Genomic DNA, 24,551 nt, shown 5'->3' with positions numbered 1-24,551 from the left:
AAAATGGGGCGAACAAAGACTCCGGTTTGCGATCCGCACTGAGCAATCGTGTGCAACGCACTCCGCAAACGGTCCTTTCCACTTTGCAGACACCCGCACAGGAGAGCACAGCGCCGCCGCCGCACCCACCCGCAGCCAGCGGCCCCTAACAACTCCAACTATGACGCCTACCGCGTCGCGACATCCCCACCGCCGCTCGCGCCCGCAGGCACCACGCCATCGCCGATCCCCGCTTCGCCGACTTCTGCAAGCAGGGTCTCATCGCGTGCAATGACTTTCGGCAGATGTGTACGCAGGAACTCGACCCAGGTCCGCGTCTTCGCGTCGATGAACTTACGCGACGGATACAGCGCGTAAATATTCATCTTCTGCGCCGTATACTCCGGCAACACGCGCACTAACGTGCCATCACGCAATCCGGAAATCGCCGCGTACAGCGGCAGCATGCCAATGCCCATCCCTTCGCGAATCGCGACAATCATCGATTCGGCGATGTTCACGTGCACCGGCCCATTCACTTCCATCATTTCGCTGCCATTCGGCCCATCGAGCACCCAATCGTGCGGCGGAAACGCCGGCGTGTGCAGGATCAAACACTCATGGTGCGCCAGATCGGCCGGCTGCTGCGGCGCGCCGTGCGCGCGCACATACGCCGGCGACGCGCACAGAATGCTAAAGGTCGTCCCCAGCGGGAGCGATACGAGTTCCGAATTAGGCAAACTGGAAGCACCGATCACCGCAACGTCTGCGCTGCCTTCGAAAAGATCAGGCATGCGCTGCGACAGCGTCAGCTCGACCGTCACCTCCGGATACAGCGCGCGATAGCGCGAGATGGCCGGCAGCACGTAATGCTGGCCGATGCTGGCAAAACTGTGCATCCGCAACGCGCCGCTCGGGCGCTCGTGCGCACAGCTGGCTTCTTCTTCCGCTGTGTCGACATCTGCAAGTATCTGTTGACATCGTTTCAGATAGCGCTCGCCTGCAGTGGTGAGCGCGAGCCGTCGCGTTGAACGGTTGAGCAACCGCGTCCGCAGATGAGCTTCGAGTTCCGAGACCGCACGGGACATCGCGCCGGTCGTCGAATTGAGCGACTGCGCGGCGGCGGTAAAACTACCGGCTTCGACCACGCGCACGAACACTCGCATATTTTGTAACGTATCCATCGATCCTTCTATTTCACGGCTGAAGCCGTATTGTCCGCCTGTCTCGGATGCGCATTGTTGTTCGTTCTGGAAGGGACGTTCCGCGGCCGTCCTCTTAATGCGCGCGCAGCATGCCCCTACAATCGGCGCCTTGCGTGGCCGGTGCGAGCAGTCTTCTTCACCGGCGCTTTTTCCAGCGACCAACCGGGGCGCCTTGCTTCCAGATGAAACGCGAACATGCGATCGAACCTACGGCGGATTCCCGCCGGAAGTGGGGCGTCATGTTGCAAACGCTCAGTCCGGCTGTTCGGGACTGGGCGACCAGCGACGGTCTGGTTTGGCTGCATCTGTTCAAAACGGTCACCGCGGGGCTGTTGGCGCTCGGCATTGCGATGCTGCTGGATCTGCCTCAGCCGCGCATAGCGATGACCACGGTGTTCGTGCTGATGCAGCCGTTCAGCGGCATGGTGCTCGCCAAGAGTTTCTATCGGATTCTCGGGACCGCGGTGGGCACGGTCGCTGCGCTGGTGCTCGGCGCGCTGTTCGTCCAGCAGCCCGAGTTGTACATGCTCGGCATGATCGGCTGGGTGAGCGCCTGCATTGCGGCAGCGGTCCGGTATCGGCATTTCAGATGGTACGGCTTTGTGCTTGCGGGTTACACCGCTGCGCTGATCGGCATCCCGAATGTGACGGTGCCTCACGACCTGTTTCTGGCGGCGCTCACGCGCGCGGCGGAAGTGGCGGTCGGCATCGTGTCCTCGAGCGCGGTGAGCGCGCTGATCGTGCCGCAGCGATCCAGCCTTGCACTGCGGCGTGCGCTACAGATTCGGTACGGAAATTTTACTGCGTTCGCTGCCGATGTGTTGGCTCGCAGCATCAAGCGGGGCCAATTCGAGCGGCGCTTTGCGGATCTCGTCGACGAGATCGTCGGTTTCGAGGCGACGCGCACTTTCGCCGCCTTCGAAGATCCGGCCATGCGTTCACGCAGTCAGCATCTCGGCCGTTTGAACGGCGAGTTCATGGATGCCTGCGCGCGACTGCATGCACTACATCAACTGCTCAAGCGTCTGCGCGTGAATGGCTCGGCGCCGGTCGTCGCGGCGATCAAACCGTATTTTCACGAGCTGGCCGCGCTCATGTCGCCACCGCTCGAAGTCACAGGGGACCCATCGCGTACGGCCGCCCGTTTGCGACACTTTCAGGCGAGCTTGCCACGGCGTGTGCGTGAAACGAGACGGCCGCTGGAAGCCACGCCCGCCGAATCGCTGGCGGACTTCGATACGGCGGCGGAACTGCTGTACCGGTTCGTCGACGAATGGATCCGTTACTCGCAGACTTACGCGACGCTCACGCAGCGCAAGGCGGGCAACCAGCCACGGACCACGAGCCGCTACGTCAGCAAAACCAACACCTTTGTCGTCGCGTTGACGTTTATCCGCTCGGCTGTAGTCATGGCAATCGCCGGCTGGTTCTGGATCACGACGGACTGGCCGAGCGGCGGCCTTGCGGTGATCGGCGCGGCGCTGGCGTGCGCGCTGACGTCGACTGCGCCGAATCCGTCGAAGATGGCCGTGCAGATGGCCGTCGGCGCCGTACTGGCGACCATGACCGGCTATCTGTTCACGTGCTATGTGTATCCCAACATCGACGGCTTTCCGCTGCTATGCATGATGCTGGCGCCAGTGCTCGCACTCGGAGCATTCATCGCCACGCGCAAGCTTGCGGCGGGATATGGGATCGGTTTCTCAGTGTTCTTCTGTTTGCTCGCCGGGCCCGACAACGTCGTCACTTACGCACCGGATCTGCTGATCAACAACGGCATTGCGCTCACCGCGTCGATGCTCTTGGCAGCGCTTGTCTTCGCGGTCGTTTTCCCGACCGACATGCCTTGGCTCATCGGGAAAATCATGGGCGATCTGCGGGCACAGGTCGTGTCCGCGTGCAAGGACGAATTGCTAGGTCTCAATCAACGCTTTCAGTCGAGTACGCACGATCTGACTTCCCAGTTGCGCATGCTGTTGACGCGACGCTCCCGGCGCCGCCGCGATGCATTGCGCTGGACGCTCGCGACGCTCGAAGTGGGTCACGCCGTGATCGATCTACGCAACGAAGCGGCGCGCGCCGACTACGCGCACGCACTCCATCCACGCTGGACCAGCGCCATAGAGCACATGCGCGATGACCTCGCGCGGCTCTTCGAGCGACCTGACTCGCGTGGTCTGGAGCGCGCGCTGGTGTCCGTGCGGGCGGCCACGTGGATCGCGCAGGACGTGCTGCAAACGGTTCATGCCGATCGCGAAAAGCGTCACGACCTGCAGCGCATCCTGAGCTGCCTGCACTTCATCCGCACGGCGTTGCTCGACAAGGACGCGCCGTTCAATGCGCGTTGACCCATGCACGCGACGATCGACTATGTGCATCGATCCTTCTACAGAATGGAAGGATCACTTCCGGACCGCCCCATTTATCCGCGGGAAAGGCAGCCATATAGTTTCATCACTGCCACGCAGTCCCCCAACGGGGCTTCCTACGGGGCAGCACCGTAAGTCATGGAGAACGAAATGAATGTGTTGAAGATTGCTCTGATTGCCTGCTCTTTGTCCGCTGTTGTCGCTCACGCACAAACGGCGCCGGCCGCCCCGGAACAACAGGTCGCTCAAGCGAATACACAGCGTGCGAAGAACGCCGAAAGCCAAAGCCGCATCACCACACCGGCGATCAAAGCTGAAGAGTGCGTTGGGCCCGTGAGCTTCTGCAACATCTACTTCGGCAGCTGAACAGCGCCACGCGTCATATCTGAAGTACGTGCAAGACCTGTCGCGAACGTTCGACGCGACGCAGCACCTGGCCGCGACGCCGTCCTTTGTGACGCCGCGGCGGGTGTGACAATCCGGCTGCTGAGCGAAGCACACCATAGACGTGTGCACCAGTAGACTGGACTGGTGACTATGGAGAGACTCAGTTTCATGTACCAAGACCGGATTCGCTGCGCTGAGTTGCGCGCAAAAATCACTTCAGCCGCCGAGGCGGCGCTTCTGATTCAGGATGGCATGTGTGTCGGCGCCAGCGGCTTCACGCGCGCGGGCGATGCCAAAGCCGTCCCCGTTGCGCTTGCCGAGCGCGCGCGCCAGGAAGGCAAGCCGCTGCGCATTACGTTGATGACCGGCGCATCGCTCGGTCACGATGTGGACCGCACGCTCACCGAGGCGCACGTGCTGGCTCGCCGCTTGCCGTTTCAAGTGGACAAGACGCTTCGCGACGCCATCAACCGCGGCGAAGTCATGTTCGTCGATCAGCATCTGTCTGAAACGGTCGAGATGCTGCGCGCGAACCAGCTCGGCAAACTCGACATCGCCATTATCGAAGCCACCGCGATCACCGAGACCGGCGGCATCGTGCCGACCACGTCGGTCGGCAATTCGGCGAGCTTCGCGATTCTCGCCGACAAGGTCATCGTCGAAATCAATCTTGCTCAGCCGCTCGCGCTCGAAGGACTTCACGACATCTGGATTCCGGGCCGCAGGCCGAACCGCGAGCCGCTGCCGATCGTCCGCCCGCAAGACCGGGTCGGCACGCCTGCCATCGAGATTCCGCTCGAAAAAATCGCGGCGATCGTCATCACCGATATGGCGGACAGTTCATCCACGGTGCTGCCGGCGGATGCCGAGACTGAATCGATTGCAGGTCATCTGATTGAGTTTTTCCAGCACGAAGTATCGCGCGGACGCATGCCGAAGCGCTTGCCGCCATTGCAAGCCGGCATCGGCACGATTGCCAATGCCGTGCTGGCCGGTTTCGTCGATTCGCCTTTCGACGCCTTCGAAATTTATTCAGAAGTGCTGCAGGATTCGACCTTCGATCTGCTGGATGCCGGCAAGGTGACGTTCGCCTCCGGTGCGTCGATTACGTTGTCGGCCGCGCGCCAGGCGCAGGTGTTCGGCGAACTCGAACGCTATCGCGATCGTCTCGTGCTGCGTCCGCAAGAAGTCAGCAACCATCCTGAAGTGATTCGCCGGCTCGGTCTGATCGCGTTGAATACCGCGCTCGAATTCGACATCTACGGCAACGTGAATTCGACTCACGTGGGCGGCACGCACATGATGAACGGCATCGGCGGTTCGGGCGACTTCGCGCGCAACGCGTCGTGCGCGATCTTCGCGACCAAGTCGATGGCAAAGGGCGGCCGCATTTCGAGCATCGTGCCGATGGTGCCGCATTGCGATCACAACGAACACGACGTGGACGTGGTCGTGACGGAGCAGGGGCTCGCCGATTTGCGCGGCCTCGCGCCGCGGGAACGCGCCACGCTGATCATCGAGAATTGCGTGCATCCGCTGTATCGCGATCTGTTGCGCGACTACTACGGGCAAGCATTGAAGGGAGGCGGGCAAACGCCGCATCAGTTGGATCAGGCTTTCGCCTGGCATACGCGGCTGCGTGATACCGGCTCGATGTTGCCGGCGGTGGAGACGAAGCTTTAAACGCGGGTAGTCAGCTCAAGCCGGCGTCAGGTGGCCTTCGCCCCTGACGCCGTAAGACATCAGATGCTACGCTCAGGCGCCTCGTCGGACGAGCCGGACAAGAAACAATAGAATGACCGCGCCGATCACCGCCGTGATGATCGAGCCGATCCAGCCGCCGCCCAGCGAAATATGCAGCACACCGGCGAGCCAGCCGCCGATGAACGCGCCGACAATCCCGACGATGATGTCGACGATCAGGCCGAAGCCGCCGCCCTTGACGAGCACGCCTGCCAGCCAGCCAGCGATCGCGCCGATGATGAGCCATGCAATGATGCCGTGTTCCATAATCGAGACTCCCTAGTTGAGTGTGAAAAATTCACGGTGACAGAGCTTAGTCGATGGTTATGGGACAGTCCATATTCAGGACGCGGAATTAACATTGTCTGAATCTATTGCAGATCAAGTGTAGACGATGCGCGCGCAGATGGGGGACTTACGCGTTACGCTTACTCGGGCGTCGGCTCCGCTTCTCTGGCCGTCCAACTGACGCTGGAGACGCTCTTTTCCATGCTGATGCGGCTGGCCATCTGTTCGAGCTTCGACTGATCCTTGGGATGCATCTTCAACGTTGCAGTAACGCGAATGCGTCCTGGGTCGTTTTCGACGTCCTCGCTCGTCAGGCTTTGAAACGACAGCGGCGTCGAATACATGGAGTTGGAGACGGCGGTACGAATGTGAATCTCGTCGGCTTCCCGACAGACGATTGTCAACACGTATTCGCGGACGAGGTCGGCGTTCGATACCGGCGTCGCGTTGATCGTACGGCTGACTTCGCGCAGCACGGTATTGGTCAACAGCACGACCAGGGTGCCGGCTAGCGCCGGGCCGTAATGGCCGGCGCCGCACAAAACGCCCACCGCGGCCGAGCACCACAAGGTCGCCGCGGTGTTGATCCCCTGAATGGAACCCTTGTCGCGCATGATCACGCCGCCGCCGAGAAAGCCGACGCCGGAGACCACATACGCGGCGATCTGGGTGATGCCTGCCGTGCCGTTGCCGGTCAGTACGCCGAGCGTGACGAACAGGCACGCGCCGCTCGCGACCAGCGTGATGGTGCGCAGGCCTGCATTGCGCTGACGTATCTGCCGTTCGAGGCCGATCGCGACGCCACAGGCGAAGGCAGCGAGAAGCCGCCAGACGAATTCAATTGTCATCGGTAAGCAAGGTTGAGGCGCGAAATCGCACAGTGTGAACCGTACGCGTGACAGCGATACGTCCGCCTCGATGGGACGCGGGCGCGTTCAGGCACGGCGCAACGCAGCGCGAACGAAGACTCGCAGCGCTGAAAGGCGAGCAACGTCGGCACGGCGTTAGGCCATGCGACGCCTCACTGCGACTTCACTGGCAATTTCGCTGGTAGAAAGCGGGTATCAACGACGTGCACCGCCGGCCCGAAGGCAAGACGGCGACAGGTAAAGACTGGCGCGGAAATCTTGCTGATCAGGCGATCGGGCGAATCGAAGCTCGGCGGGTACTACAGCTACTGTCCAAGATCGTGATTCCAAGTAGATGAATTGGGCGGATTTTAGGCGCCTCTGCAAAGTTAAGTCAAGTCGTGATCAGGCGCGGCGGCGAATCAGTTGCACGCTTTCTTTGGGGAAGTTTCTGAGCTGATAGGGGAGCTATTCCCACATAAATACGGACTCCGAATATTGACGATGTTCATCCCGGAAAACACACTGTCTGCATCACTCGGAACACGTCGCACGGCCTTGGCGCTCAATTCCGCGTTTTTTGCTCTCGCATCGTTCAGACGGCGCCGCGATCCGCACGACGTCGTTGTTTCCGCCGCCCATCCGAATTGAGGATTATATGAAAGATAAAGGTCTTGGCTTCATCGCCGGCGCGTTGATCGCTGCCGCTCCACTCGTGTCGTCGGCCGCAGGTCTGCCGGCACCGTTTGAAGGCAGCAGCACGCTGCAGGCGGACGGCGTCGTGAAGTCGGTCGATCAGGCCAACCACTCGGTCACTGTGCTCGACGCACAAGGTGGCGAAGCGTCGTTCAACATCACCGACACGCGCAATCTTGCGCAGATCAAGCAAGGCGGCAGGGTTCACATCCGCATGATGCGCAATGCCGTGATCAGCGTCGCGCAGGGTGTGGACGGTCAAGCGGCGGCGGCTCAGATCGCCCAGTCGAACACGGCTCAGCGCGTAACCGCTCACGTCGAGGCCATCGACCATGTTTCCGGCATCATGGCGTTCAAAGGCCCGAATGGGTCCGTGTTCCATATCCAGGGCCGCGATCCGGCGAAGATCACCGGCGTGACGCCGGGTATGCAAGTTGTGGTGGCGTTCGCGCCGCAAGTCAGCGTGGCCGTGGCGCCCGCGCAGTAACGGGCGCCTTCGTCGGAGCTTAATCGGGCTCGCCGGGTACGAGACGCAAGCGCGTGATTTCGGAAGGTGCGCCGAGACGCTTTGGCGGTCCCCAGTAGCCGGTGCCGCGGCTCGTGTACACCCAGAGTCCGTTCAGCCGCGCGAGACCGGCGGTGAACGGCTGCTGAAAGCGCACGAAGAAATTCCACGGGAAGAACTGGCCGCCATGCGTGTGGCCGGATAGCTGCAGCGTGAAACCGGCTGCTGCTGCGGCTTCCGCTGAGCGCGGCTGATGGGCGAGCAGCACCTTGATCAGCACGTCGCCAGGTGCGCCGGCCAGCGCGGCGACCGGATCGCTGCGGTGCGCCGGGTCGTGATGGCCTGCTGAATAATCGGTGACGCCGGCAATCACGGCGCGTGCGCCGTCGTGATCCACGATCACGTGCTCGTTCAGCAGGACGTTCAGTCCCAGGCGGCGGAATTCGTCGATCCAGGCGTTGGCGCCGGCGTAATACTCGTGATTGCCGGTAACGAGAAAAGCGCCATGGCGCGCGCTCAACCGTGACAGCGGCTGCGTATGTTTGGTCAGTTGCGGCACGCTGCCATCGACGATATCGCCGGTGACAGCGATCAGATCCGGCTTGAGGCGATTCACCGCGTCGACGATTGCGTCGACATAGCGGCGTTTGATGGTCGGGCCGACGTGAATATCGCTGATCTGCACGATCGTGAAGCCGTCGAGCGCGGCGGGCAAATCGTCGATCGGCACTTCGATCGTCACCACCTTGGCGCGGCGGCGAGCGTTGAACAGGCCGACGAGCGTGGAGAGCAGCGCGAGCAACGGCACAGCCGCCGCTGAGCCGGTTCGCCAGTGTGCGATGGCGACGGTGTTCGGCCAGATTGCATCGACGGTCAGAAGCGACGCGAGCACGAGGTCGCGCGCGAAAGTCAGGACCAGCAGCGAGGAGAAGAAGCCCATCGCCAGCAGGCCGACCCATGCGAGTCGGTCGCCGAGCGGTTGTTGTTTGATCGTGCGCGCGAGCATGCCGAGCGGAATCAGAAAGATCGACAGCACGAGCCACAACGCGCACAGCCAGCGGCCGGTGGTATCGATCGGCATGTCGGGAATCAGACGCAAGCCCACGTAAATGTGCAGGAGGATGCCAATCAGGATGATGCGAACAAGAAACGATGAGCGGCGCATAGAGAAGATCAAGGCGGGAAGGGGCCGGCACAAGCGGAGGAGCGGCGGCGGCTCGTCGGCCGCGGCAATGCCATGGCCGACGAGCCGATCCATTCTACCCAGATGTGCAAGCGCGTGCCGGCGGCGCCAAATTCGATGTCGGCACGCCAGACCGCCTACCTCTGAAGGTGTTCGCACGTTCCTGCATTGCAGCAATCCACGCTGTTGTATGCAGGCCGTCCAGCTGGCTGATACGGTCGAATTAAATGGGCTTTGAATTGTGTCCGAGCGTGGACTATTCTCAAATAGAACCGGCTTGTATTAAAGCCAAGGCGAGGGCCACAATGAAGCCGTCGCAGTCCGCTTAGAGGTTCGTTTTGTCGCCGCCGGAAGGCGAAGCAGGAGGCGCACATGAAGCTGCTCAGATCAGGCAACCCGTTCCGCCACGCACACCATGCGCATCACGTCGGACACGAGGGCAGCCATGTCATGCTGCCGCTCGTCGTCATTTCGGTGATGGCGATCGGCGTGTACTTCGGCGTGCGCAACATCGATTTTTCCGAGTTGGGCAAAAGCGCGCTGTTCTATGTCGTGATGCTCAGTGTCGCTCTGGGTATCGCGGGATTGTTCGGCGTCGTCGGGGCCTGGGTTCGGTCCAACGGCGACGACGCCGAAGAGGGCTTCTGCTTCATTGGCGCGTTGATCGGCGCCGTAGTGTTCTACGTGGCGATCTTGAGTTGACCGCTCTCAACAGCAGATCGGGTGCCGTGGATCAGACGATCCGCGCGGCCTCGTCGAAAGCGAAGCGCGGGCTGCGCGGGAACAGTTTCGACGGGTCGCCGTAGCCCAGATTGATCAGGAAGTTCGACTTCACGGTCGTGCCGGCAAAGAACGCTTCGTCGACCTTGGCGGCGTCGAAACCCGACATCGCACCCGTGTCCAGGCCGAGCGCGCGGGCGGCGAGAATCAGGTAGCCGCCTTGCAGCGTCGAATTGCGAAATGCCGTGTCAGCGATCGCCTTGTCGTTACCGGCAAACCAGCTGCGCGCATCGGCGTGCGGAAACAGCTTCGGCAGGTGCTCGTAAAATTCCATGTCCATCCCGACGATCGCCGTGACCGGCGCTGCCATCGTCTTCTCCAGATTGCCTGGCGACAAAGCCGGGCGCAGCTTCTCCTTGCCCTCCTGCGTTTTGACGAAGACAAAGCGGCCCGGGCTGGAATTGGCCGAGGTCGGGCCGAGCAGCACGAGTTCGATGAGTTGTTTGAGCACGGCGTCGTCGACAGGTTTTTGCTGCCAGCCGTTATGCGTGCGCGCTTCGCGGAAAAGCTGATCGAGCGCCTGGTCGGAAAGAATCATTTGATTGTTCCTTGAAGGTTGTGTGTGAATTGGAAAGGACGGCGCCCGGATCAAACCGCAAGCCGCGCGTAGGAGCGTCGCCGTCGTTGCCGCCATAATAGCCAAGGTTCTTTCCGGTCGCGCATTGAGCGCGCGATCGTACTCAGGCAATCTCATGACGGATCTCTTTGCGGATTTTTCCGATGCTCTGCCGGCGCCCGACGTCGACTGGTATCCCGACTGGCTGACGCCTGAAAGGGCGGCACGGGCCTTGACGCAACTCATCGACGAAGTCGAATGGCGTCAGGACATGATAGGCACGCCCGCCGGCCGCGTGCCGCTGCCGCGGCTGACCGCGTGGCAAGGCGAGCCTGACGCCGTCTATGTCTACTCGGGTATTCGCAACGTGCCACAACCGTGGACGCCGACCGTCGCCGAGCTGAAGTCCGCCGTGGAGTCTATTTGCAACGCGCATTTTAATAGCGTGCTGATCAACCGCTACCGCAGCGGCACCGACAGCATGGGTTGGCATGCGGACCGCGAGCCCGAACTCGGCGCACAGCCGGTGATCGCCTCGGTGAGCTTGGGTGTCGCACGCACGTTCGATCTGCGGCATAACAAGACCGGCGTCGTGCAGTCTTTTTCGCTGAAGGGCGGCAGCTTGCTGGTGATGAAGGGCAACACGCAAGCGGATTGGCGGCATCGGGTGCCGAAGGAGCCGCGCGTGGCGGGTGAGCGGATCAATCTGACGTTTCGGTGGGTGACGCCGCGCGCGAGTGTCCGCTGATGGGTCGCGTGTTGGGCGGCGGCGGTGGCGCCGCATAGCCGAGCGTGCCCGACAAGCCCGAACAAGCCGAACAAGCCGAACAAGCAGCCGAGCACGTAAGCGCATAAAAAAGCGCCAGGCGCATCGCCGAGCCAACCAACGCACCCCACCCACGTCAACACCTCATCCCACGTCCACGCCACAACCGCCACCGCCCGCTATACCAAAATTGATATCGCCGACGCGAATCATATGATTGGACGGTTAACGCCCTAGACACTACGCTACATCACGATCCACGCACCGTGAGGGCCGCAACGGCTGGGCGGATTCGATGGGTCGCCTACACAACAACGATCAGGAGACAGTCATGGCGAATACACGACGCGCCGCATGTCGTGCGTTGGGCGCGCTCGCACTCTGCGCGGGCTTTGGTGCGCTGACGCTGACCACGCCGGGCGCTTACGCGCAGGACAAACAGATCACGCTGGGTTTTGCGCAAGTCGGCGCGGAAAGCGCATGGCGAACCGCCAACACCGAATCGGTCAAGTCCGCTGCGGCCGAGGCGAAGATCAAGCTCAAATTCTCCGACGCGCAGCAGAAGCAGGAAAACCAGATCAAGGCGATCCGTTCCTACATCGCGCAGAAAGTCGACGTGATTGCGTTTTCGCCGGTCGTCGAGTCGGGCTGGGAACCGGTGCTACGCGAGGCTAAAGCCGCGAAGATTCCGGTGATTCTCACCGATCGCAACATCGACGTGAAAGACACCTCGCTCTACGTGACGATGATCGGCTCGGACTTCATGGAAGAAGGGCGGCGCGGTGGTCATTGGCTCGCGGATCACTATAAAAACGACCAAGGCCCCGTCAACATCGCTGAACTTCAGGGGACGGTCGGATCGGCGCCTGCCAACGACCGACACTCGGGTCTTCTCGAAGTGATCAAGAACGATCCCAAATTCAAGATCATTGCCTCGCAAAGTGGCGACTTCACGCTGGCCGGCGGCAAGCAGGTCATGGAAGCGTTTATAAAGACATATGGAAATAAAATAAATGTAGTTTATGCGCATAACGACGATATGGCACTCGGCGCCATCCAGGCGATGGAAGAGGCCGGCATGCATCCGGGCAAGGACGTCATCGTCGTTTCGTTCGATGCGACCAAGGGCGGCTTCCAGGCGATGGCCGCGGGCAAGATGAACGTCGATGTGGAATGCAGTCCGCTGCTCGGGCCGCAATTGATGTCGGCGGTGAAGGATGTGGTGGCCGGCAAGCCGCTGCCCAAGCGTATCCTGACGGAAGAGACGGTCTTCCCGATGAGCGTCGCCGCGCAGACACTACCGACGCGCAAGTATTGACGGCAATTGATAAGGCTTCCTGACTGTAATAAGCGGACATAGACGCACGGAACAGCGCGCGACAGGGAAGCGCAGTACCGACACACGAAAAAAGGTTTCTCCAGTGGTGCCTGGCCGTCCGTCTGCTTGGGTAGCGGGCGGCCTCTTTTCCGCGCAATGCCGGCTGGAGGCTGCTGGAGGCCGCCGAACCACGCACCGCCGATCGAGCGAGGCCTATGACGCATCCCGCTTCCGAACCGAATCCGCCGGCTGGCGGCAGCGGCAACGCCCAAGCCGCCACCGGAATCACCGGCGCCGCGGCAACCCATGCCGACGGCACCACGAACACTGTCGAACCGATTCTCGCCACCGCCGGCGTCAGCAAGACGTTCCCGGGTGTGAAGGCGCTGCAGCGGGTCGATTTCCGCCTGTTCCCCGGCGAGATTCATACGCTGATGGGGCAGAACGGCGCGGGCAAATCCACTTTGATCAACGTGCTCACCGGCGTCGTCGCGCCGGACGCCGGCACGATTCGCCTCGGTGGCGAGGTCGTGGCGTTCGCCTCGCCGCAGGAAGCGGAAGCGGCCGGCGTGCGCACGCTGTATCAGGAAGTGAACCTGTGCCCGAATCTCTCGGTAGCGGAGAACATTTTCGCGGGCCGACAACCGAGACGCTTTGGCGCAATCGACTGGCCCGACATCAAGCGACGGGCTCAAGCCGCGCTGGCGCGCCTCGACGTGACGCTCGACGTCACCCGTTCGCTCGATGCCTATCCGATCGCCGTGCAGCAGATGGTGGCCATCGCGAGGGCGCTTTCCGTCGACGCGCGTGTGCTGATTCTCGACGAGCCGACCTCGAGCCTCGACGACGGCGAAGTCAGCCAGCTTTTCAAAATACTTCGGCATCTTAAGCAATCGGGCATTGCGATTCTGTTCGTCACGCATTTCATCGAGCAGACGTATGCCATCTCCGATCGCATTACGGTGATGCGCAACGGCGAGCGCGAAGGCGAGTATCTCGCGCGCGATCTGCCGGCCGATCAACTGGTATCGAAGATGGTCGGCCACGAGCGCATGAGCGCACGTTTGCGTGAAGCCGCCCACGAAGGACACGACACGCATGAAAAACAAGTCGCGCAGACCGTCCAGCCATTCATCGAACTGCGCGGCGTCGGACGGCGCGGCACCATGCAGCCGATCGACCTCGACGTGCAGCCGGGTCAGATCCTCGGCCTTGCCGGTTTGCTCGGCTCGGGCCGCACGGAAACCGCGCGGCTGTTGTTCGGAGCCGACCGCGCCGACAGCGGCACCATTCTGGTGGAAGGCCGCCCCGTGCGGCTGCGTTCGCCGCGCGATGCGGTGCGCCACGGCATAGGCTATTGCGCGGAAGACCGCAAGAAAGAAGGCATCGTCGCCGAACTGTCGATCCGCGAGAACATCCTGCTGGCGTTGCAGGCGCGGCGTGGCTGGTGGCGCAAGATCAACCGGCAACGCGCGCGCGAACTGGCTGATCTATGGATCGAGCGGCTCGGCATCAAGGCCGCGGATGCGGAACAGCCGATCGGCCTGCTGTCCGGCGGCAATCAGCAGAAAGCGCTGCTGGCGCGCTGGCTCGCCACCGATCCCAAGCTGCTGATCCTCGACGAGCCGACACGCGGCATCGACGTCGCGGCCAAGTTCGACATCATGGATCGTCTGCTGGCGCTGTGCGCGAGCGGCTTGAGCATCCTGTTCATTTCGTCGGAGATCAGCGAGGTGCTGCGCGTGAGCCATCGCGTGGCGGTGTTGCGCGACCGTCGCAAGATCGCCGAAGTGGCCGGCAAAGCGTCGAACGAAGACAACATCTATCGACTCATCGCGGGGAGCGGCGAATGAAGCTATCGAACTGGTTCGTGCGCGACGGCGCCGAGCGGCCGTTGATCTGGCCATGCGTCACGTTGGTGTTGTTATGCGGGCTGAACCTGTGGGTCAATCCGCATTTTCTGTCGCTGCGCATGCTCGACGGCCATCTGTTCGGTGCGCCGATCGATGTGCTGAATCGCGCTGCACCGCTGGTGCTTGTCGCCACCGGCATGACACTCGTGATCGCGACGCGCGGCATCGACATTTCGGTGGGCGCCGTGGTGGCGATCGCGGGCGCGGCCGCCGCCACGATACTGGCAACGCAGCCGGTGCCGACTGGTGGACTGATCGCACAGGCGCTGATCGCGGCGTTGATCGTCGGCGTGCTGAGCGGCATGTGGAACGGTTTGCTGGTGTCCTTCGTCGGCATGCAGCCGATCATCGCCACCTTGATCCTGATGGTGGCCGGCCGCGGCATCGCGCAATTGCTGACGGCGGGGCAGATCATTCCGATCGGCGCGCCGGGCTATCTGTTCGTGGGCGGTGGCTACTGGCTCGGCGTGCCGTGCTCGGTGTGGATCGCCACGGTGGCGGTGCTGGCGACCGCCGCGCTCGTCGAAGGCACGGCGCTCGGCCTGTTCATTCGCGCGATCGGCGTCAATCCGGTCGCCACGCGTCTGGTCGGCTTGCGATCCAAAGTGCTCGTCTTCGCGGTGTACGGCTTCTCGGGACTGACCGCGGCGATGGCGGGCATTCTCATCAGCTCGAACGTGCGCAGCGCCGACGGCAACAACGCCGGCCTGCTGCTCGAACTCGACGCGATCCTCGCGGTGACACTCGGCGGCACGTCGCTGCTCGGCGGCCGCTTCAGTCTCGCGGGCACGGTGCTGGGCGCGCTGATCATTCAGACGCTGACCTACACCACGTATTCGATCGGTGTGCCGCCGGAAGCCACGCTCGTCGTCAAGGCGGCCGTGGTGCTTGCGGTGAGCGTGATCCAGTCGCCGTCGGCGCGTGCGCTCGGTCTATCGCTTGTCACGCAACGGAGGGTGGCGCGATGAGACGCATCCTCGAAGCCTGGGCTCATATCGTCGATCCGCGCACGCTGCCGATTGCCGTTACGATCCTGCTGTTCTGCGCGCTGTTCGGATTCGGCTCGGTGATGTACACCGGGTTCTTCTCGTGGCAAGTGCTCCTCGATCTGCTGGTCGATAACGCGTTCCTGCTGATCGTGGCGATCGGCATGACGTTCGTGATCGTGTCCGGCGGCATCGACCTGTCGGTGGGGTCGGTCGTCGCGCTGACGACCATCGTCGAGGCGGTGCTGTCGGAACATCTGCATTGGCCGGTCTGGGTGATCCTGCCGATCGTGCTGCTGATGGGCACCGTATTCGGCGCGGTGCAGGGCGCGTTGATTCACTTCTTCCGCTTGCAGGCGTTTATCGTCACGCTGGCCGGCATGTTCTTCGCGCGCGGCTTGTGCTTTCTGATCACGACGCAGTCGATCACCATCACCGATCCGACGTTCCAGAAGATTTCGGCGTTTCGTCTCGACATCGGCGTCGGCTCGGTGACGGCGAATGTGCTGATCGCGTTCGTCACGCTGCTGGCGGCGATCTATGTGGCGCACTTCACGCGTTTCGGCCGCAACGTCTACGCGATCGGCGGCAACGCGCGCTCCGCTTTGCTGATGGGCTTGCCGGTCGCGCACACACGCATCGGCGTGTATGCACTGAGCGGCTTCTGCTCGGCGCTCGGCGGTGCGGTCTTCACGTTCTATGTGTTGTCGGGCTACGGTTTGCAAGGGCAGGGCATGGAGCTCGACGCGATTGCCGCGACGGTGATCGGCGGCACGCTGCTGACGGGCGGCGTCGGCTATGTGATCGGCTCGCTGTTCGGCGTCGGTATTCTCGGCACGATCCAGGCGCTGATCACGTTCGACGGCACGCTCAGTTCGTGGTGGACCCGCATTGTGATCGGCGCTTTGCTGTGCGCGTTCTGCCTGTTGCAACGGCTGATCGAGCGTCACGCCAAATCAGTGGGGCGTCCGGGTGGCACCGGCGCGGTCGTGACCGCGGGACGGGAACGCGGGCACGCGGACGGATCGGCGGCGTCGGATTCGCATGTGATCGGACGCGCGCCTGAGCAGGCTTGAACACGCGCGCTGCGGTGGCTCACGCGCTGAGTTGCCGTCCTCTGGTTTCAGGCAACGTCAGCGCGGCGAGGATCACGACACCATATGCCGCCGCTGCGAACACGCCGATCGCGTGGCCGAGCGTCATCGTCTGCGAGACGTAGCCGATCAGGAACGGAAACGTCGCGCCGACCGCCCGCCCGAAGTTGTAGCAGAAGCCCTGACCGGAGCCGCGAATCCGCGTGGGGAACAGTTCGGTGAGGAACGCGCCCATGCCCGAGAAAATGCCGGACGCGCAGAAGCCGAGCGGGAAACCGAGCACGAGCATCGAGAGATTGTCGAGCGGCAGTTGCGTGTAGATCAGCGCAATCGCGCACGACGCCAGTGCGAACGCGATGAAGGCGCGCTTGCGGCCGATCCTGTCGCTGACATAAGCGCCCGTCAGATAGCCGCAATACGAACCGATGATTATCACGCCCAGATAGCTGCCGGTGCCGATCACGCTCAGATGCCGTTCGGTCTTCAGATACGTCGGCAGCCAGGTAGTCACCGCGTAGTAGCCGCCTTGCACGCCGGTTGCCAGCACGGACGCGCGCAGCGTCGTCCACAAAATCTCGCCACGGAAAATCTCGAGCAGCGAGGTGCGCGTTTGCGTGGCGGCCTGCGCCGCTTTCTGCTGCCGATGCACCTCGGGTTCGTCGACGAAGCGGCGGATCCAGATCACGAACGGCGCCGGCGCAATGCCGATCGCGAACAGCACGCGCCACGCGTAATCGGCCGGCACCAGCGAGAACACGGCCATGAAGAGCAGCGTCGAGATACCCCAGCCGATCGCCCAGCCGGCCTGCACGAGTCCCACCGCCTTGCCGCGATCGCGCGCACGGATCACTTCGCCGATCAGCACCGCTCCGGCCGTCCACTCGCCGCCGAAGCCGAGTCCCATCAGCCCGCGCGCCCATAGCAGTTGCGAGAAATTCTGCGTCAGCGCGCAAGCCAGCGTGAAGACCGCGAACCAGAGAATCGTGATCTGCAGTGTCTTGACCCGGCCGATGCGATCCGACAGCACGCCGGCAGCCCAGCCGCCGAGCGCAGAACTCAGCAGCGTGACCGTGCCGATCAGACCGGCGTCGCCGCGCGTGATGCCCCACGTCGCGATCAGCGTCGGAATCACGAAGCTCAGGAACTGCGTGTCCATGGCATCGAGCACATAGCCAATCTTGCAGCTCCAGAAGGCGCGCTTCTCACTGGCGGAGATCTGCCGATACCACGCGAACGGGCCTTTTCCTGATCCGGCCGCGTCGTAATGCCCGGCGTCGGCGGTCAACTGCGCTTCGGTTTCCATGCTTGCACTCCGGTCGTCGTTGGCCGCGTCTCGTCGCGCGGCTGGTGATGGGGGCAAACGCCGCGGCTACAGCACCGCCAGCGTAGTGTTGGGAATGTCGGTGACGAGCATGTGTCCCGGCTTGTGCGCAATCGCGAACGGCAGACGTGCGCTTTCGATGGCGGCTTGCGGTGTGACGCCGCAAGCCCAGAACACGGGCAGCTCGTCGCTGCGCACTTCGACGGCGTCGCCGAAATCGGGACGCGCCAGATCGCGAATGCCGATCAGCGAAGGATCGCCGATATGAACCGGCGCACCGTGCACGGCGGGAAAGCGGCTGGTGATCTGGATCGCGCGGATGGCGTCGGCGGCTTTCATCGGCCGCATCGAGACGACGCGGTTGCCGCCGAATACGCCGGCCGCCACATTGCGCTCGTGTGTGCGATACATCGGCACATTGACCTGCTGTTCGATATGACGCAGCGCGATGCCTTCACGCCGCAGCATTTCTTCGAAGGAAAACGAGCAACCGATCGCGAACACCACCAGATCGTCGCGCCACAATTCGTCGAGACTGCGCACTTCTTCGGCGCGCTCGCCATGCCGGTACACGTAAAACGCCGGCACGTCGTTGCGGATGTCGAGATCGGCGCCGAGCGCGGGCACGCGCCAATCGCCTGGTTCGCCGATGCCCAGCAGCGGACAGGCTTTCGGATTCAGCGTGCAGAAGCGCAGGAAATCGTCGGCGTGTTGTTTGGGCAGGATGGCGAGGTTGGCTTGCGCATAGTCGCCGCAATAGCCCGCAGTGGGACCGGACAGGCGGCGGCTGCGTATCTGCTGACGAAACTCGGACGGCGTGTAGGACATGGACTGCTCGACTCCAGGTAGATCGCGCTGGCTGAAAAGCTCTGTGATGTAACCCAGATTAGTAACGTCAAAAATATCCATCCAGCGAGTTTTTATTGCGTTTCGTTAAATTAAACTTAACAGCGCCGCAGCCGGTTTGCGGCGATGATCGCGTCCATCCCGCCGCTGTTGAGAGAACCTGCAATGAACACCCGCTTTGTCGAAACGTTTCTGACGCTCGCCCGCCTGGGCAGTTTTCGCGCGACCGCCACCGCCATGCACGCGACGCCCGCGGCGATTTCGCTGCGCATCAAAACGCTCGAAGCGGAGTTGGGCGTCGAGTTGATCGAGCGCGATGCCGCGGAATTTCAGCTCACCGCGAATGGCGAGCGTCTGCTCGCGCATGCGCGCTCGGTGGTGCAGGCCACGCGCTCGCTGCAACTGGCCGCGCAAGATGAGACGCAAGTGGCGACGCGCTTGCGCCTCGGCGTGATCGAGACGGTGGTGCATAGCTGGCTGCCGGACTACATCCGCATGCTGAACCTCGAGTACAACCGCATCGTCGTGGATCTCACCGTCGATTCGAGCGCGATACTCGGGCCGCGTTTGCGCGCGGGCGAACTGGATCTGGTGATTCAGGTGGAAGAAACCGGGGAGCATGAGGCGTCGATCGTGTCGACCTTATTGGCGAGCTATCCCGTGCGCTGGATCGCGCGCAGCGATCTGATTCCCGCCAGCCGCGCAAAACATGTGCAAACGATGTTGAGCAAACCCGTGCTGACGTTCGGCCGTGGCACCGCGCCGCAAGTCGCCGTCGATGCGATCGTGCAGGCGCTCGCAAAGCGCGCCGGTGTGCCGCTCGCGCAGACTCAGGTGACCTGCATGCCGTCGGTCGCGGTGATCGTGAAACTGCTGCGCGACGGCTTTGGGATTGCGGCGGTGCCCGCGCTATTCGTCGAGCCTTATCTAAGCAACGGCGAACTGGGGCAATTGCAGGTGCGTCCGCTGCCGCCGCCGATCGATGTCGCGATGTATTACCGTGACGACGCCGATGTCGGCGTGCTGGCGGCATCGCGTGTCGCGCGTAACGCGTGCGATCAGTATGCGAAGGCGATGGGGCGGCAGTTGATCGAGAAACGCTGAGGCATGCTGACGAACACCGCGCGGCGTGTTTAGCCGGCGTCCAGACGCCGTCGCGCGGTGGCCACGAGTCGATCGAACGAGAAGGTGCTGGCTGCGAGCGCGGCGGTTTCAGGAAAGTATTCATGCGCGATGTCGGTCAAGACCTGGCCCGGTGGCGCTTCGATCAACACATGTGCGCCCATTTCCTGCATGACCGTAAGCGCGTCGAACCAGCGCACGGTGTAGCGGATATTGGTCGCGAGGTCGTTGCGGATCGCGTCCGCCGTATACAACGGACGGCCACCGCGATTGCCGACATAGATGCTTTGCGGCGCGTGAAAGGGCACGTCCTTCGCGTAGGCGACCAGTTCGTCCGTGGCTTGCGCGAGCAATTCGCAATGCGACGGCACACTCACCGCGAGGCGAGTGGCCTTGCGCGCGCCCGCTGCGAGCGCGCGTTTGATGAAGGCGTCCAGTGCGTCATTCGGGCCCGCTATGATAATCTGGCGCGGCGCGTTCACATTGCCGATATAGACATGCTGCTGTTCTTCTTCGGCATGCCGCGCAGCGAGGGTTTCCACTTGATACTCGGTCAAACCCGATATCGCGGCGAGACCGTAGCCGGATGGGTACGCAGTCTCCATCAATTCGGCCCGGCGGCGAACCATTTTCAGCGCGTCTTCGAAGTGAATCGCGCCGCAGCTCACTGCCGCCGGATATGCGCCGACCGATAAGCCCGCGCTGATCTCCGGCACGAACCGTTCGGCAGCCAGCGCGCGCGTGAGCGCCACGCCCGCGACCGTCAAGCCGATCTGCACCGCGACGGTCGAGCGCAAGGCGTCGGGCGTGTCCAGTGTGAGCACATCGACGCCGAGCACCTGCGACGCTTCCGCGAGCGTGTCGCGCACCGCGTGATGCTCCGGCAGACGATGCAGGAAGCCATCCGTCTGCGCGCCCTGGCCGGGGAAAAGCAGCGCGAGCATCAGGCGTCGCCGCCGTGAGACGTGGCGGCCCAGGGATTCTCGATCAGTTGCGGGCCACGCTCGTGGCGTGCCAGCACGCGCGGTTTGCCCGCTGCCCACTCGGCTAGCGCCACGCCGCCGGCGGGCGTATCGAGCTGCGCGTCCACGCGCACGCCGATGCGTTCCGCCAGCGCTTGCAGATGCCGCAGCAATTCAACGGCTCGAACTTGCGCGAGCGGTTTGTCGCGGGTGCGGATGAGCAGGTCGAGATCGCTCGTTGCCGTCACCGTCGGTACGTGTGTCGCAAGTTCGAAGCCGGCACTACCAGTCGGTCCCCAGACGAATGCACTCAACGGACCCGTCGCGGCCTCCTGCAACGCGGCGAGCGCGGCGAAAGCGGGCAGTGCGTTGCGCCCGGCGAGTGGCGTGCACGAAAAAGCGAGCGCTTCCGGCGACACGGCGCTCACCACATCCGCCGACGATGCCCACGTGCCATAGCGTTCCGACCGCCCGGCACCGCGCATACCGATCGCGACGTACCCGTTGGCCGCCCGCGCGCGTCGTACGACCGCATACGGCGCGCGCTGAAAAGCCTCGCGCACCCACGCCGGTTCACCATCGAATGCTTGCAAGCGTTGCAGACGCAGCAAATCATGCGGCCGCCATCGCGCCTCGCACGACAATGCGTGTTCGATTGCAAACGGCGGCGCGGCACACACTTGCATCACACGGCATCCCATTGTTCGGCGAGACGCCGGCGCACTTCGATCGACGCCGCGCGATTCTTCTGCGCCGCCGCCGATTCCAGCCGATGCGCGAGATTGCGGCGACCATCGTCGCGCACGCTGCGAATCTGCTCGGCCAACACCTGGCGCACACGCTCGATCTGCGCGGCGTCCGGCGCGTCGGCATCGACGCCGTCGATCAACTGGTCGAGCAGGCCGAGTTTGGCGAACGACGTCATCGAGTAAGACATCGGCACGATGGTTTCGCCGAGTGCGTCGAGCGCTTCGACCGTGCGGCGCGTGACGCGCGCGGCGGCTTCCTTGCCCATCGCGTGAACCATGGTGCCGGGCGCGTCGAGCGCGACGATGCGGTTGCCCTGGTAGCCGTGCGCGAGGAACGCGCCCGACATGGCCGGTCCGACGATCAGCGTGATCACCGGATGGCCCGCGTCGCGCGCGGCGGCGTAGGCGTCGACGGCCGCGGCGCAGGCGAGGTGAATGCCGAGCATCTCCTCGCGATAGCCGTACGCCTGGCTTTTCACGTCGACGATCGCGACGATCGGGCGGCGCGTGCCGCTCGCTTCATCCCGCGCAACGGCATCGCGCACGGCGCGCGCGAGCCGCCAGCCCTGTTCGAGGCCGACCACGTTATCCGTCGCGCGCGGAAAGCGGTTGGCGGGATCGGGCACGACCGAGAAGAAATGCGCGGTCTCGCCGCCGAGCGCTGCGTCGCCGCTCAACACGGGTGCCTGGCTGATCGATTCGCCTGCCAGCGCCTGGAACCAGCGCGCGCCGCGGCTAGGTTGTGCGTCGCTCATCCTTGCTCCTTGCGTGATTCGGTTTGCGCGTGACGGTTGAACACGTCACGCATGGATTCCGGTGTGACGCTGGCGGGATCGATCTGCGCGAGCCGGTTCAGGAAAACGTCGACCTGTTCGCTGCGATGCGCGGCGGGCACGCCTTGCTCGAAGGCGGAACGCACGGCGGTGCGCACCGCGTCGGCGTCGTCGTCGACCAGTTGATCGGCGAGCGCGGTAGCCGCCCGCTGTTCGCCGCCGATCAGTTGCCACACGCGGCGGCGATCGCTTGCATCGAGCTCGTCGATGCCGGCTTCCTGTTCGATCACTTCGGGGCCGTTCATGCCGAGCCGCCCTTGCTTCGTGACGACCAGGTACGAACACAACGCAGCCGCCAGCGACATGCCGCCAAAACAGCCCACCATACCCGCGATCACGCCGACCACCGGCACATGCCGCCGCAATGCGACGATCGCGGCCTGAATCTCCGCGATCACCGCGAGGCCGAGATTGGCTTCCTGAAGCCGCACGCCGCCGGTTTCGAACAGCACGACCGGCCGCACGATCTTGCCGCGTTCGCAGTCGCGCAAGGCCAGTTCGAGCGCCGCGGCGATCTTGCTGCCCGACACTTCGCCGATGCTGCCGCCCTGGAACGCGGACTCGATCGCGGCGACCACGGCGGGTTCGCCGTCGATGGTGCCGCGCGCGATCACGCAGCCGTCATCCGCCTGGCAGACGACGCCTTGCAACGGCAGCCACGGCGATTCGATCTTGTCGAACGGGCCGAGCAGTTCGCGGAAAGTGCCCGCATCCAGCAGCGAGCGAGCGCGCTCGCGCGCCGGCAGTTCGATGAAACTCTCGCGCAGCATCGGCGCGGGATGAGCGGTCGCAGCCGTATTCATGCGTCGTCTCCCTGTTCGGCGGCTTCGACGGCCTCCGCGAGCCGCAGCGCGACCACGCCGGGCGTCGCGCCGAAGTCGTTGATTTCGATTTGCGCGGCGCCGTCGTAGCGGGTGAAAAAGCGGTCGAACACGCTCTTCCAGATGTGGCTGTAGCCGTCGACGCTGGTGCGCACGACGACGTGCGCCGTCAGCGCGCTAGCCGGATCGGCGGGCGAGAGCAGCACTTCCAGATCGCCGGAGCCCACCACGCCGACATGCGCGCGGGTCGTGACGGCGCGTTTCGCCGGATAGTCGAAGGTCAGATTTTCCATGAGTCGGAGCTCCTGTCGGCGTCGTGATGCGCCAGCATGTCGAGAAAGAGGGTGGCGGCGAGCAGATCGGCTGCGCCGCCGGGCGATGCGTTGAGCGATAGCAAGTTGTGTTCGAGCGCGGCGAGCGCTTCAAGGCCCGCGGGCGTCGAACTGCCGCCCGCGTCCAGCACGCGTTGCGCGCCGTGTTGCCCGGCGTGCAAACCGGGCAAGCCCGCGCGATGCAGCAGGCAGGTGTCGTCCAGCGTTGCCATGATCGAGAGCAGGGCGTCGACGCGCGCGGCGTTTTCGTCGATGCCTCGCTCGCGCGCGGCGAGCAACGCGGGCAGACCCACATCGACGACATGCGGGAAGCCGTCTTGCGCTTCGCGGCGCGCTCCGCCGACCTGGTAGCGTTGACGCGCGCGTTCACCGTGACTGTCGGACGGCGCGGCGAAGCGATCCGGGAAGCAGGCGATCTGCGCGGCAAGCGTGCTGATCTGCGACGCGTTCGGACGCATGGCACCGATGGGCAGCGACGCCCCCGCGACCAGCAGGCCGACGATCCAGATCGCGCCGCGATGCGCGTTGCTGCCGCTTGTTGCTCGCAACATGTCCTGTTCGCCGGCGCGGCCGATCTGCGCGAGTTCAGTGCGCAGCAACGCGGACGGTTCGCCGCGGCGGCGCGCCGCGCGGGCAAGCATCGCGAAGGTCGGCTCGAGCGCGTGCGCCGAGCGCAGCATGGTGTCGAGATCGAGGTCGCGATGCGCGCCGCTGCCGCGCCGGTCGACCAGCGCGGGCTTGGGCGTGAGTTGGGCTTCGGCGATCAGTGCGGTGATGGCATAACGTGCCAACTGTGTGTCGGAAAGCGTCGGCGCGAGATGGGCGGCGCGGGCCGTGGCGTGAGAGACATCGGCAACGTCGACGCGCGAATCGGCCAGCGTCGCTCGTACGGCGCGACCACACGGTGCTTGCGCTTGCGCGCGCGCGAGCAAAGCAGCGGGCGCCATGC

At 63.6% G+C, this 24,551-nt stretch carries 24 protein-coding genes; 11 read left to right on the top strand and 13 right to left on the bottom strand.

From position 1 onward, the window contains the following. Nucleotides 1–167: 167 nt before the first annotated feature. Nucleotides 168–1,163: a LysR family transcriptional regulator gene (locus P0D73_RS24785; protein ID WP_408178479.1), complete on the bottom strand. Its 996-nt coding sequence runs from the start codon at nt 1,161–1,163 to the stop codon at nt 168–170. Nucleotides 1,164–1,366: 203 nt separating this feature from the next. Between P0D73_RS24785 and P0D73_RS24780 the strand changes: the two genes are divergently transcribed. The 3 genes from P0D73_RS24780 (at nt 1,367) to scpC (ending at nt 5,623) form a co-directional block, all read left to right on the top strand. Further along, nucleotides 1,367–3,532 (top strand): FUSC family protein, encoded by a 2,166-nt coding sequence (locus P0D73_RS24780; RefSeq protein WP_408178478.1) that lies wholly within the window; start codon nt 1,367–1,369, stop codon nt 3,530–3,532. 171 nt (nt 3,533–3,703) lie between these two features. Next, the gene (locus P0D73_RS24775) at nt 3,704–3,919 is read left to right on the top strand and encodes a hypothetical protein (RefSeq protein WP_408178477.1); all 216 of its coding nucleotides are present in this window, start codon (nt 3,704–3,706) and stop codon (nt 3,917–3,919) included. 189 nt (nt 3,920–4,108) lie between these two features. Continuing rightward, nucleotides 4,109–5,623: a succinyl-CoA:acetate CoA-transferase ScpC gene (gene scpC, locus P0D73_RS24770; RefSeq protein WP_408433147.1), complete on the top strand. Its 1,515-nt coding sequence runs from the start codon at nt 4,109–4,111 to the stop codon at nt 5,621–5,623. 72 nt (nt 5,624–5,695) lie between these two features. Here scpC and P0D73_RS24765 read toward each other — a convergent pair whose 3' ends face one another. After that, nucleotides 5,696–5,950 carry a GlsB/YeaQ/YmgE family stress response membrane protein gene (locus tag P0D73_RS24765; protein ID WP_134965407.1) on the bottom strand — a complete coding sequence of 85 codons (255 nt, stop codon included), beginning with the start codon at nt 5,948–5,950 and terminating at the stop codon, nt 5,696–5,698. A gap of 161 nt (nt 5,951–6,111) precedes the next feature. After that, nucleotides 6,112–6,819, bottom strand: a complete 708-nt coding sequence (locus P0D73_RS24760; RefSeq protein WP_106311959.1) for an MgtC/SapB family protein — start codon at nt 6,817–6,819, stop codon at nt 6,112–6,114. A gap of 658 nt (nt 6,820–7,477) precedes the next feature. On the opposite strand from P0D73_RS24760, the gene P0D73_RS24755 reads away from it, so the two are divergent. After that, entirely contained in the window at nt 7,478–8,002 is a 525-nt protein-coding gene (locus P0D73_RS24755) for a hypothetical protein (RefSeq protein ID WP_408433145.1), read from the top strand. Nucleotides 8,003–8,021: 19 nt separating this feature from the next. On the opposite strand, the gene P0D73_RS24750 is transcribed toward P0D73_RS24755, so the two are convergent. Further along, a complete protein-coding gene (locus P0D73_RS24750) occupies nt 8,022–9,185 on the bottom strand; it encodes a metallophosphoesterase (RefSeq protein ID WP_132382731.1) in 1,164 nt (387 codons plus the stop codon). A gap of 390 nt (nt 9,186–9,575) precedes the next feature. Between P0D73_RS24750 and P0D73_RS24745 the strand changes: the two genes are divergently transcribed. Next, nucleotides 9,576–9,905, top strand: coding sequence for a hypothetical protein (locus P0D73_RS24745; RefSeq protein WP_132382733.1), 330 nt, complete (start codon nt 9,576–9,578; stop codon nt 9,903–9,905). A gap of 31 nt (nt 9,906–9,936) precedes the next feature. Here P0D73_RS24745 and P0D73_RS24740 read toward each other — a convergent pair whose 3' ends face one another. Further along, a complete protein-coding gene (locus P0D73_RS24740) occupies nt 9,937–10,521 on the bottom strand; it encodes a malonic semialdehyde reductase (protein WP_132382735.1) in 585 nt (194 codons plus the stop codon). 154 nt (nt 10,522–10,675) lie between these two features. Here P0D73_RS24740 and P0D73_RS24735 point away from each other — a divergent pair, with 154 nt between their 5' ends. From P0D73_RS24735 to yjfF, 5 genes are all read left to right on the top strand, one after another. Further along, nucleotides 10,676–11,287 carry an alpha-ketoglutarate-dependent dioxygenase AlkB family protein gene (locus P0D73_RS24735; RefSeq protein WP_408313975.1) on the top strand — a complete coding sequence of 204 codons (612 nt, stop codon included), beginning with the start codon at nt 10,676–10,678 and terminating at the stop codon, nt 11,285–11,287. A gap of 349 nt (nt 11,288–11,636) precedes the next feature. Next, on the top strand, nt 11,637–12,623 hold the full coding sequence (locus tag P0D73_RS24730; RefSeq protein WP_132382739.1) for an ABC transporter substrate-binding protein: 987 nt from the start codon (nt 11,637–11,639) through the stop codon (nt 12,621–12,623). A gap of 215 nt (nt 12,624–12,838) precedes the next feature. Next, a complete protein-coding gene (locus tag P0D73_RS24725) occupies nt 12,839–14,476 on the top strand; it encodes a sugar ABC transporter ATP-binding protein (protein ID WP_408433143.1) in 1,638 nt (545 codons plus the stop codon). Then, nucleotides 14,473–15,504: an ABC transporter permease gene (locus P0D73_RS24720; protein ID WP_408433141.1), complete on the top strand. Its 1,032-nt coding sequence runs from the start codon at nt 14,473–14,475 to the stop codon at nt 15,502–15,504. The genes P0D73_RS24725 and P0D73_RS24720 overlap by 4 nt, the downstream gene beginning before the upstream one ends. Further along, nucleotides 15,501–16,598, top strand: coding sequence for a galactofuranose ABC transporter, permease protein YjfF (gene yjfF, locus P0D73_RS24715; protein WP_132382745.1), 1,098 nt, complete (start codon nt 15,501–15,503; stop codon nt 16,596–16,598). The genes P0D73_RS24720 and yjfF overlap by 4 nt, the downstream gene beginning before the upstream one ends. Before the next feature lie 19 nt (nt 16,599–16,617). Here yjfF and P0D73_RS24710 read toward each other — a convergent pair whose 3' ends face one another. Further along, nucleotides 16,618–17,919 carry an MFS transporter gene (locus P0D73_RS24710; RefSeq protein WP_408433139.1) on the bottom strand — a complete coding sequence of 434 codons (1,302 nt, stop codon included), beginning with the start codon at nt 17,917–17,919 and terminating at the stop codon, nt 16,618–16,620. A 66-nt stretch (nt 17,920–17,985) separates the two neighbouring features. After that, nucleotides 17,986–18,765 (bottom strand): putative hydro-lyase, encoded by a 780-nt coding sequence (locus P0D73_RS24705; RefSeq protein WP_408433137.1) that lies wholly within the window; start codon nt 18,763–18,765, stop codon nt 17,986–17,988. Nucleotides 18,766–18,948: 183 nt separating this feature from the next. On the opposite strand from P0D73_RS24705, the gene P0D73_RS24700 reads away from it, so the two are divergent. Beyond that, nucleotides 18,949–19,887 (top strand): LysR family transcriptional regulator, encoded by a 939-nt coding sequence (locus tag P0D73_RS24700; RefSeq protein ID WP_408313983.1) that lies wholly within the window; start codon nt 18,949–18,951, stop codon nt 19,885–19,887. A 29-nt stretch (nt 19,888–19,916) separates the two neighbouring features. On the opposite strand, the gene mdcH is transcribed toward P0D73_RS24700, so the two are convergent. Genes mdcH through P0D73_RS24670 form a run of 6 tightly spaced genes read right to left on the bottom strand, consistent with a single transcriptional unit; the run spans nt 19,917 to nt 24,549 of the window. Then, nucleotides 19,917–20,849: a malonate decarboxylase subunit epsilon gene (gene mdcH / locus P0D73_RS24695; RefSeq protein WP_408433135.1), complete on the bottom strand. Its 933-nt coding sequence runs from the start codon at nt 20,847–20,849 to the stop codon at nt 19,917–19,919. Then, nucleotides 20,849–21,553, bottom strand: coding sequence for a malonate decarboxylase holo-ACP synthase (locus P0D73_RS24690; RefSeq protein WP_408433155.1), 705 nt, complete (start codon nt 21,551–21,553; stop codon nt 20,849–20,851). The genes mdcH and P0D73_RS24690 overlap by 1 nt, the downstream gene beginning before the upstream one ends. After that, nucleotides 21,553–22,371 carry a biotin-independent malonate decarboxylase subunit gamma gene (mdcE, locus tag P0D73_RS24685; RefSeq protein WP_408433133.1) on the bottom strand — a complete coding sequence of 273 codons (819 nt, stop codon included), beginning with the start codon at nt 22,369–22,371 and terminating at the stop codon, nt 21,553–21,555. Before mdcE ends, P0D73_RS24690 begins: the two co-directional genes overlap by 1 nt. Next, nucleotides 22,368–23,252 (bottom strand): biotin-independent malonate decarboxylase subunit beta, encoded by an 885-nt coding sequence (locus P0D73_RS24680; RefSeq protein WP_408433131.1) that lies wholly within the window; start codon nt 23,250–23,252, stop codon nt 22,368–22,370. The genes mdcE and P0D73_RS24680 overlap by 4 nt, the downstream gene beginning before the upstream one ends. Further along, nucleotides 23,249–23,563: a malonate decarboxylase subunit delta gene (locus P0D73_RS24675; RefSeq protein WP_132382761.1), complete on the bottom strand. Its 315-nt coding sequence runs from the start codon at nt 23,561–23,563 to the stop codon at nt 23,249–23,251. The genes P0D73_RS24680 and P0D73_RS24675 overlap by 4 nt, the downstream gene beginning before the upstream one ends. Continuing rightward, a complete protein-coding gene (locus tag P0D73_RS24670) occupies nt 23,551–24,549 on the bottom strand; it encodes a triphosphoribosyl-dephospho-CoA synthase (RefSeq protein WP_408286104.1) in 999 nt (332 codons plus the stop codon). The genes P0D73_RS24675 and P0D73_RS24670 overlap by 13 nt, the downstream gene beginning before the upstream one ends. Between the last annotated feature and the right edge of the window lie 2 nt (nt 24,550–24,551).

This window comes from Paraburkholderia sp. RL18-101-BIB-B, assembly GCF_046026985.1.
Classification (GTDB): Bacteria; Pseudomonadota; Gammaproteobacteria; order Burkholderiales; family Burkholderiaceae; genus Paraburkholderia.
The sequence above is the reverse complement of the archived record's forward strand: the minus strand, read 5'-3'. Positions and strand labels throughout refer to the sequence as shown.

Coding starts and splice junctions, on each gene's coding strand:
- P0D73_RS24785 (WP_408178479.1), bottom strand. CDS start 1,163: ATGGATACGTTACAAAATATGCGAGTGTTCGTGCGCGTGGTCGAAGCC.
- P0D73_RS24780 (WP_408178478.1), top strand. CDS start 1,367: ATGAAACGCGAACATGCGATCGAACCTACGGCGGATTCCCGCCGGAAG.
- P0D73_RS24775 (WP_408178477.1), top strand. CDS start 3,704: ATGAATGTGTTGAAGATTGCTCTGATTGCCTGCTCTTTGTCCGCTGTT.
- scpC (WP_408433147.1), top strand. CDS start 4,109: ATGTACCAAGACCGGATTCGCTGCGCTGAGTTGCGCGCAAAAATCACT.
- P0D73_RS24765 (WP_134965407.1), bottom strand. CDS start 5,950: ATGGAACACGGCATCATTGCATGGCTCATCATCGGCGCGATCGCTGGC.
- P0D73_RS24760 (WP_106311959.1), bottom strand. CDS start 6,819: ATGACAATTGAATTCGTCTGGCGGCTTCTCGCTGCCTTCGCCTGTGGC.
- P0D73_RS24755 (WP_408433145.1), top strand. CDS start 7,478: ATGAAAGATAAAGGTCTTGGCTTCATCGCCGGCGCGTTGATCGCTGCC.
- P0D73_RS24750 (WP_132382731.1), bottom strand. CDS start 9,185: ATGCGCCGCTCATCGTTTCTTGTTCGCATCATCCTGATTGGCATCCTC.
- P0D73_RS24745 (WP_132382733.1), top strand. CDS start 9,576: ATGAAGCTGCTCAGATCAGGCAACCCGTTCCGCCACGCACACCATGCG.
- P0D73_RS24740 (WP_132382735.1), bottom strand. CDS start 10,521: ATGATTCTTTCCGACCAGGCGCTCGATCAGCTTTTCCGCGAAGCGCGC.
- P0D73_RS24735 (WP_408313975.1), top strand. CDS start 10,676: ATGACGGATCTCTTTGCGGATTTTTCCGATGCTCTGCCGGCGCCCGAC.
- P0D73_RS24730 (WP_132382739.1), top strand. CDS start 11,637: ATGGCGAATACACGACGCGCCGCATGTCGTGCGTTGGGCGCGCTCGCA.
- P0D73_RS24725 (WP_408433143.1), top strand. CDS start 12,839: ATGACGCATCCCGCTTCCGAACCGAATCCGCCGGCTGGCGGCAGCGGC.
- P0D73_RS24720 (WP_408433141.1), top strand. CDS start 14,473: ATGAAGCTATCGAACTGGTTCGTGCGCGACGGCGCCGAGCGGCCGTTG.
- yjfF (WP_132382745.1), top strand. CDS start 15,501: ATGAGACGCATCCTCGAAGCCTGGGCTCATATCGTCGATCCGCGCACG.
- P0D73_RS24710 (WP_408433139.1), bottom strand. CDS start 17,919: ATGGAAACCGAAGCGCAGTTGACCGCCGACGCCGGGCATTACGACGCG.
- P0D73_RS24705 (WP_408433137.1), bottom strand. CDS start 18,765: ATGTCCTACACGCCGTCCGAGTTTCGTCAGCAGATACGCAGCCGCCGC.
- P0D73_RS24700 (WP_408313983.1), top strand. CDS start 18,949: ATGAACACCCGCTTTGTCGAAACGTTTCTGACGCTCGCCCGCCTGGGC.
- mdcH (WP_408433135.1), bottom strand. CDS start 20,849: ATGCTCGCGCTGCTTTTCCCCGGCCAGGGCGCGCAGACGGATGGCTTC.
- P0D73_RS24690 (WP_408433155.1), bottom strand. CDS start 21,553: ATGCAAGTGTGTGCCGCGCCGCCGTTTGCAATCGAACACGCATTGTCG.
- mdcE (WP_408433133.1), bottom strand. CDS start 22,371: ATGAGCGACGCACAACCTAGCCGCGGCGCGCGCTGGTTCCAGGCGCTG.
- P0D73_RS24680 (WP_408433131.1), bottom strand. CDS start 23,252: ATGAATACGGCTGCGACCGCTCATCCCGCGCCGATGCTGCGCGAGAGT.
- P0D73_RS24675 (WP_132382761.1), bottom strand. CDS start 23,563: ATGGAAAATCTGACCTTCGACTATCCGGCGAAACGCGCCGTCACGACC.
- P0D73_RS24670 (WP_408286104.1), bottom strand. CDS start 24,549: ATGGCGCCCGCTGCTTTGCTCGCGCGCGCGCAAGCGCAAGCACCGTGT.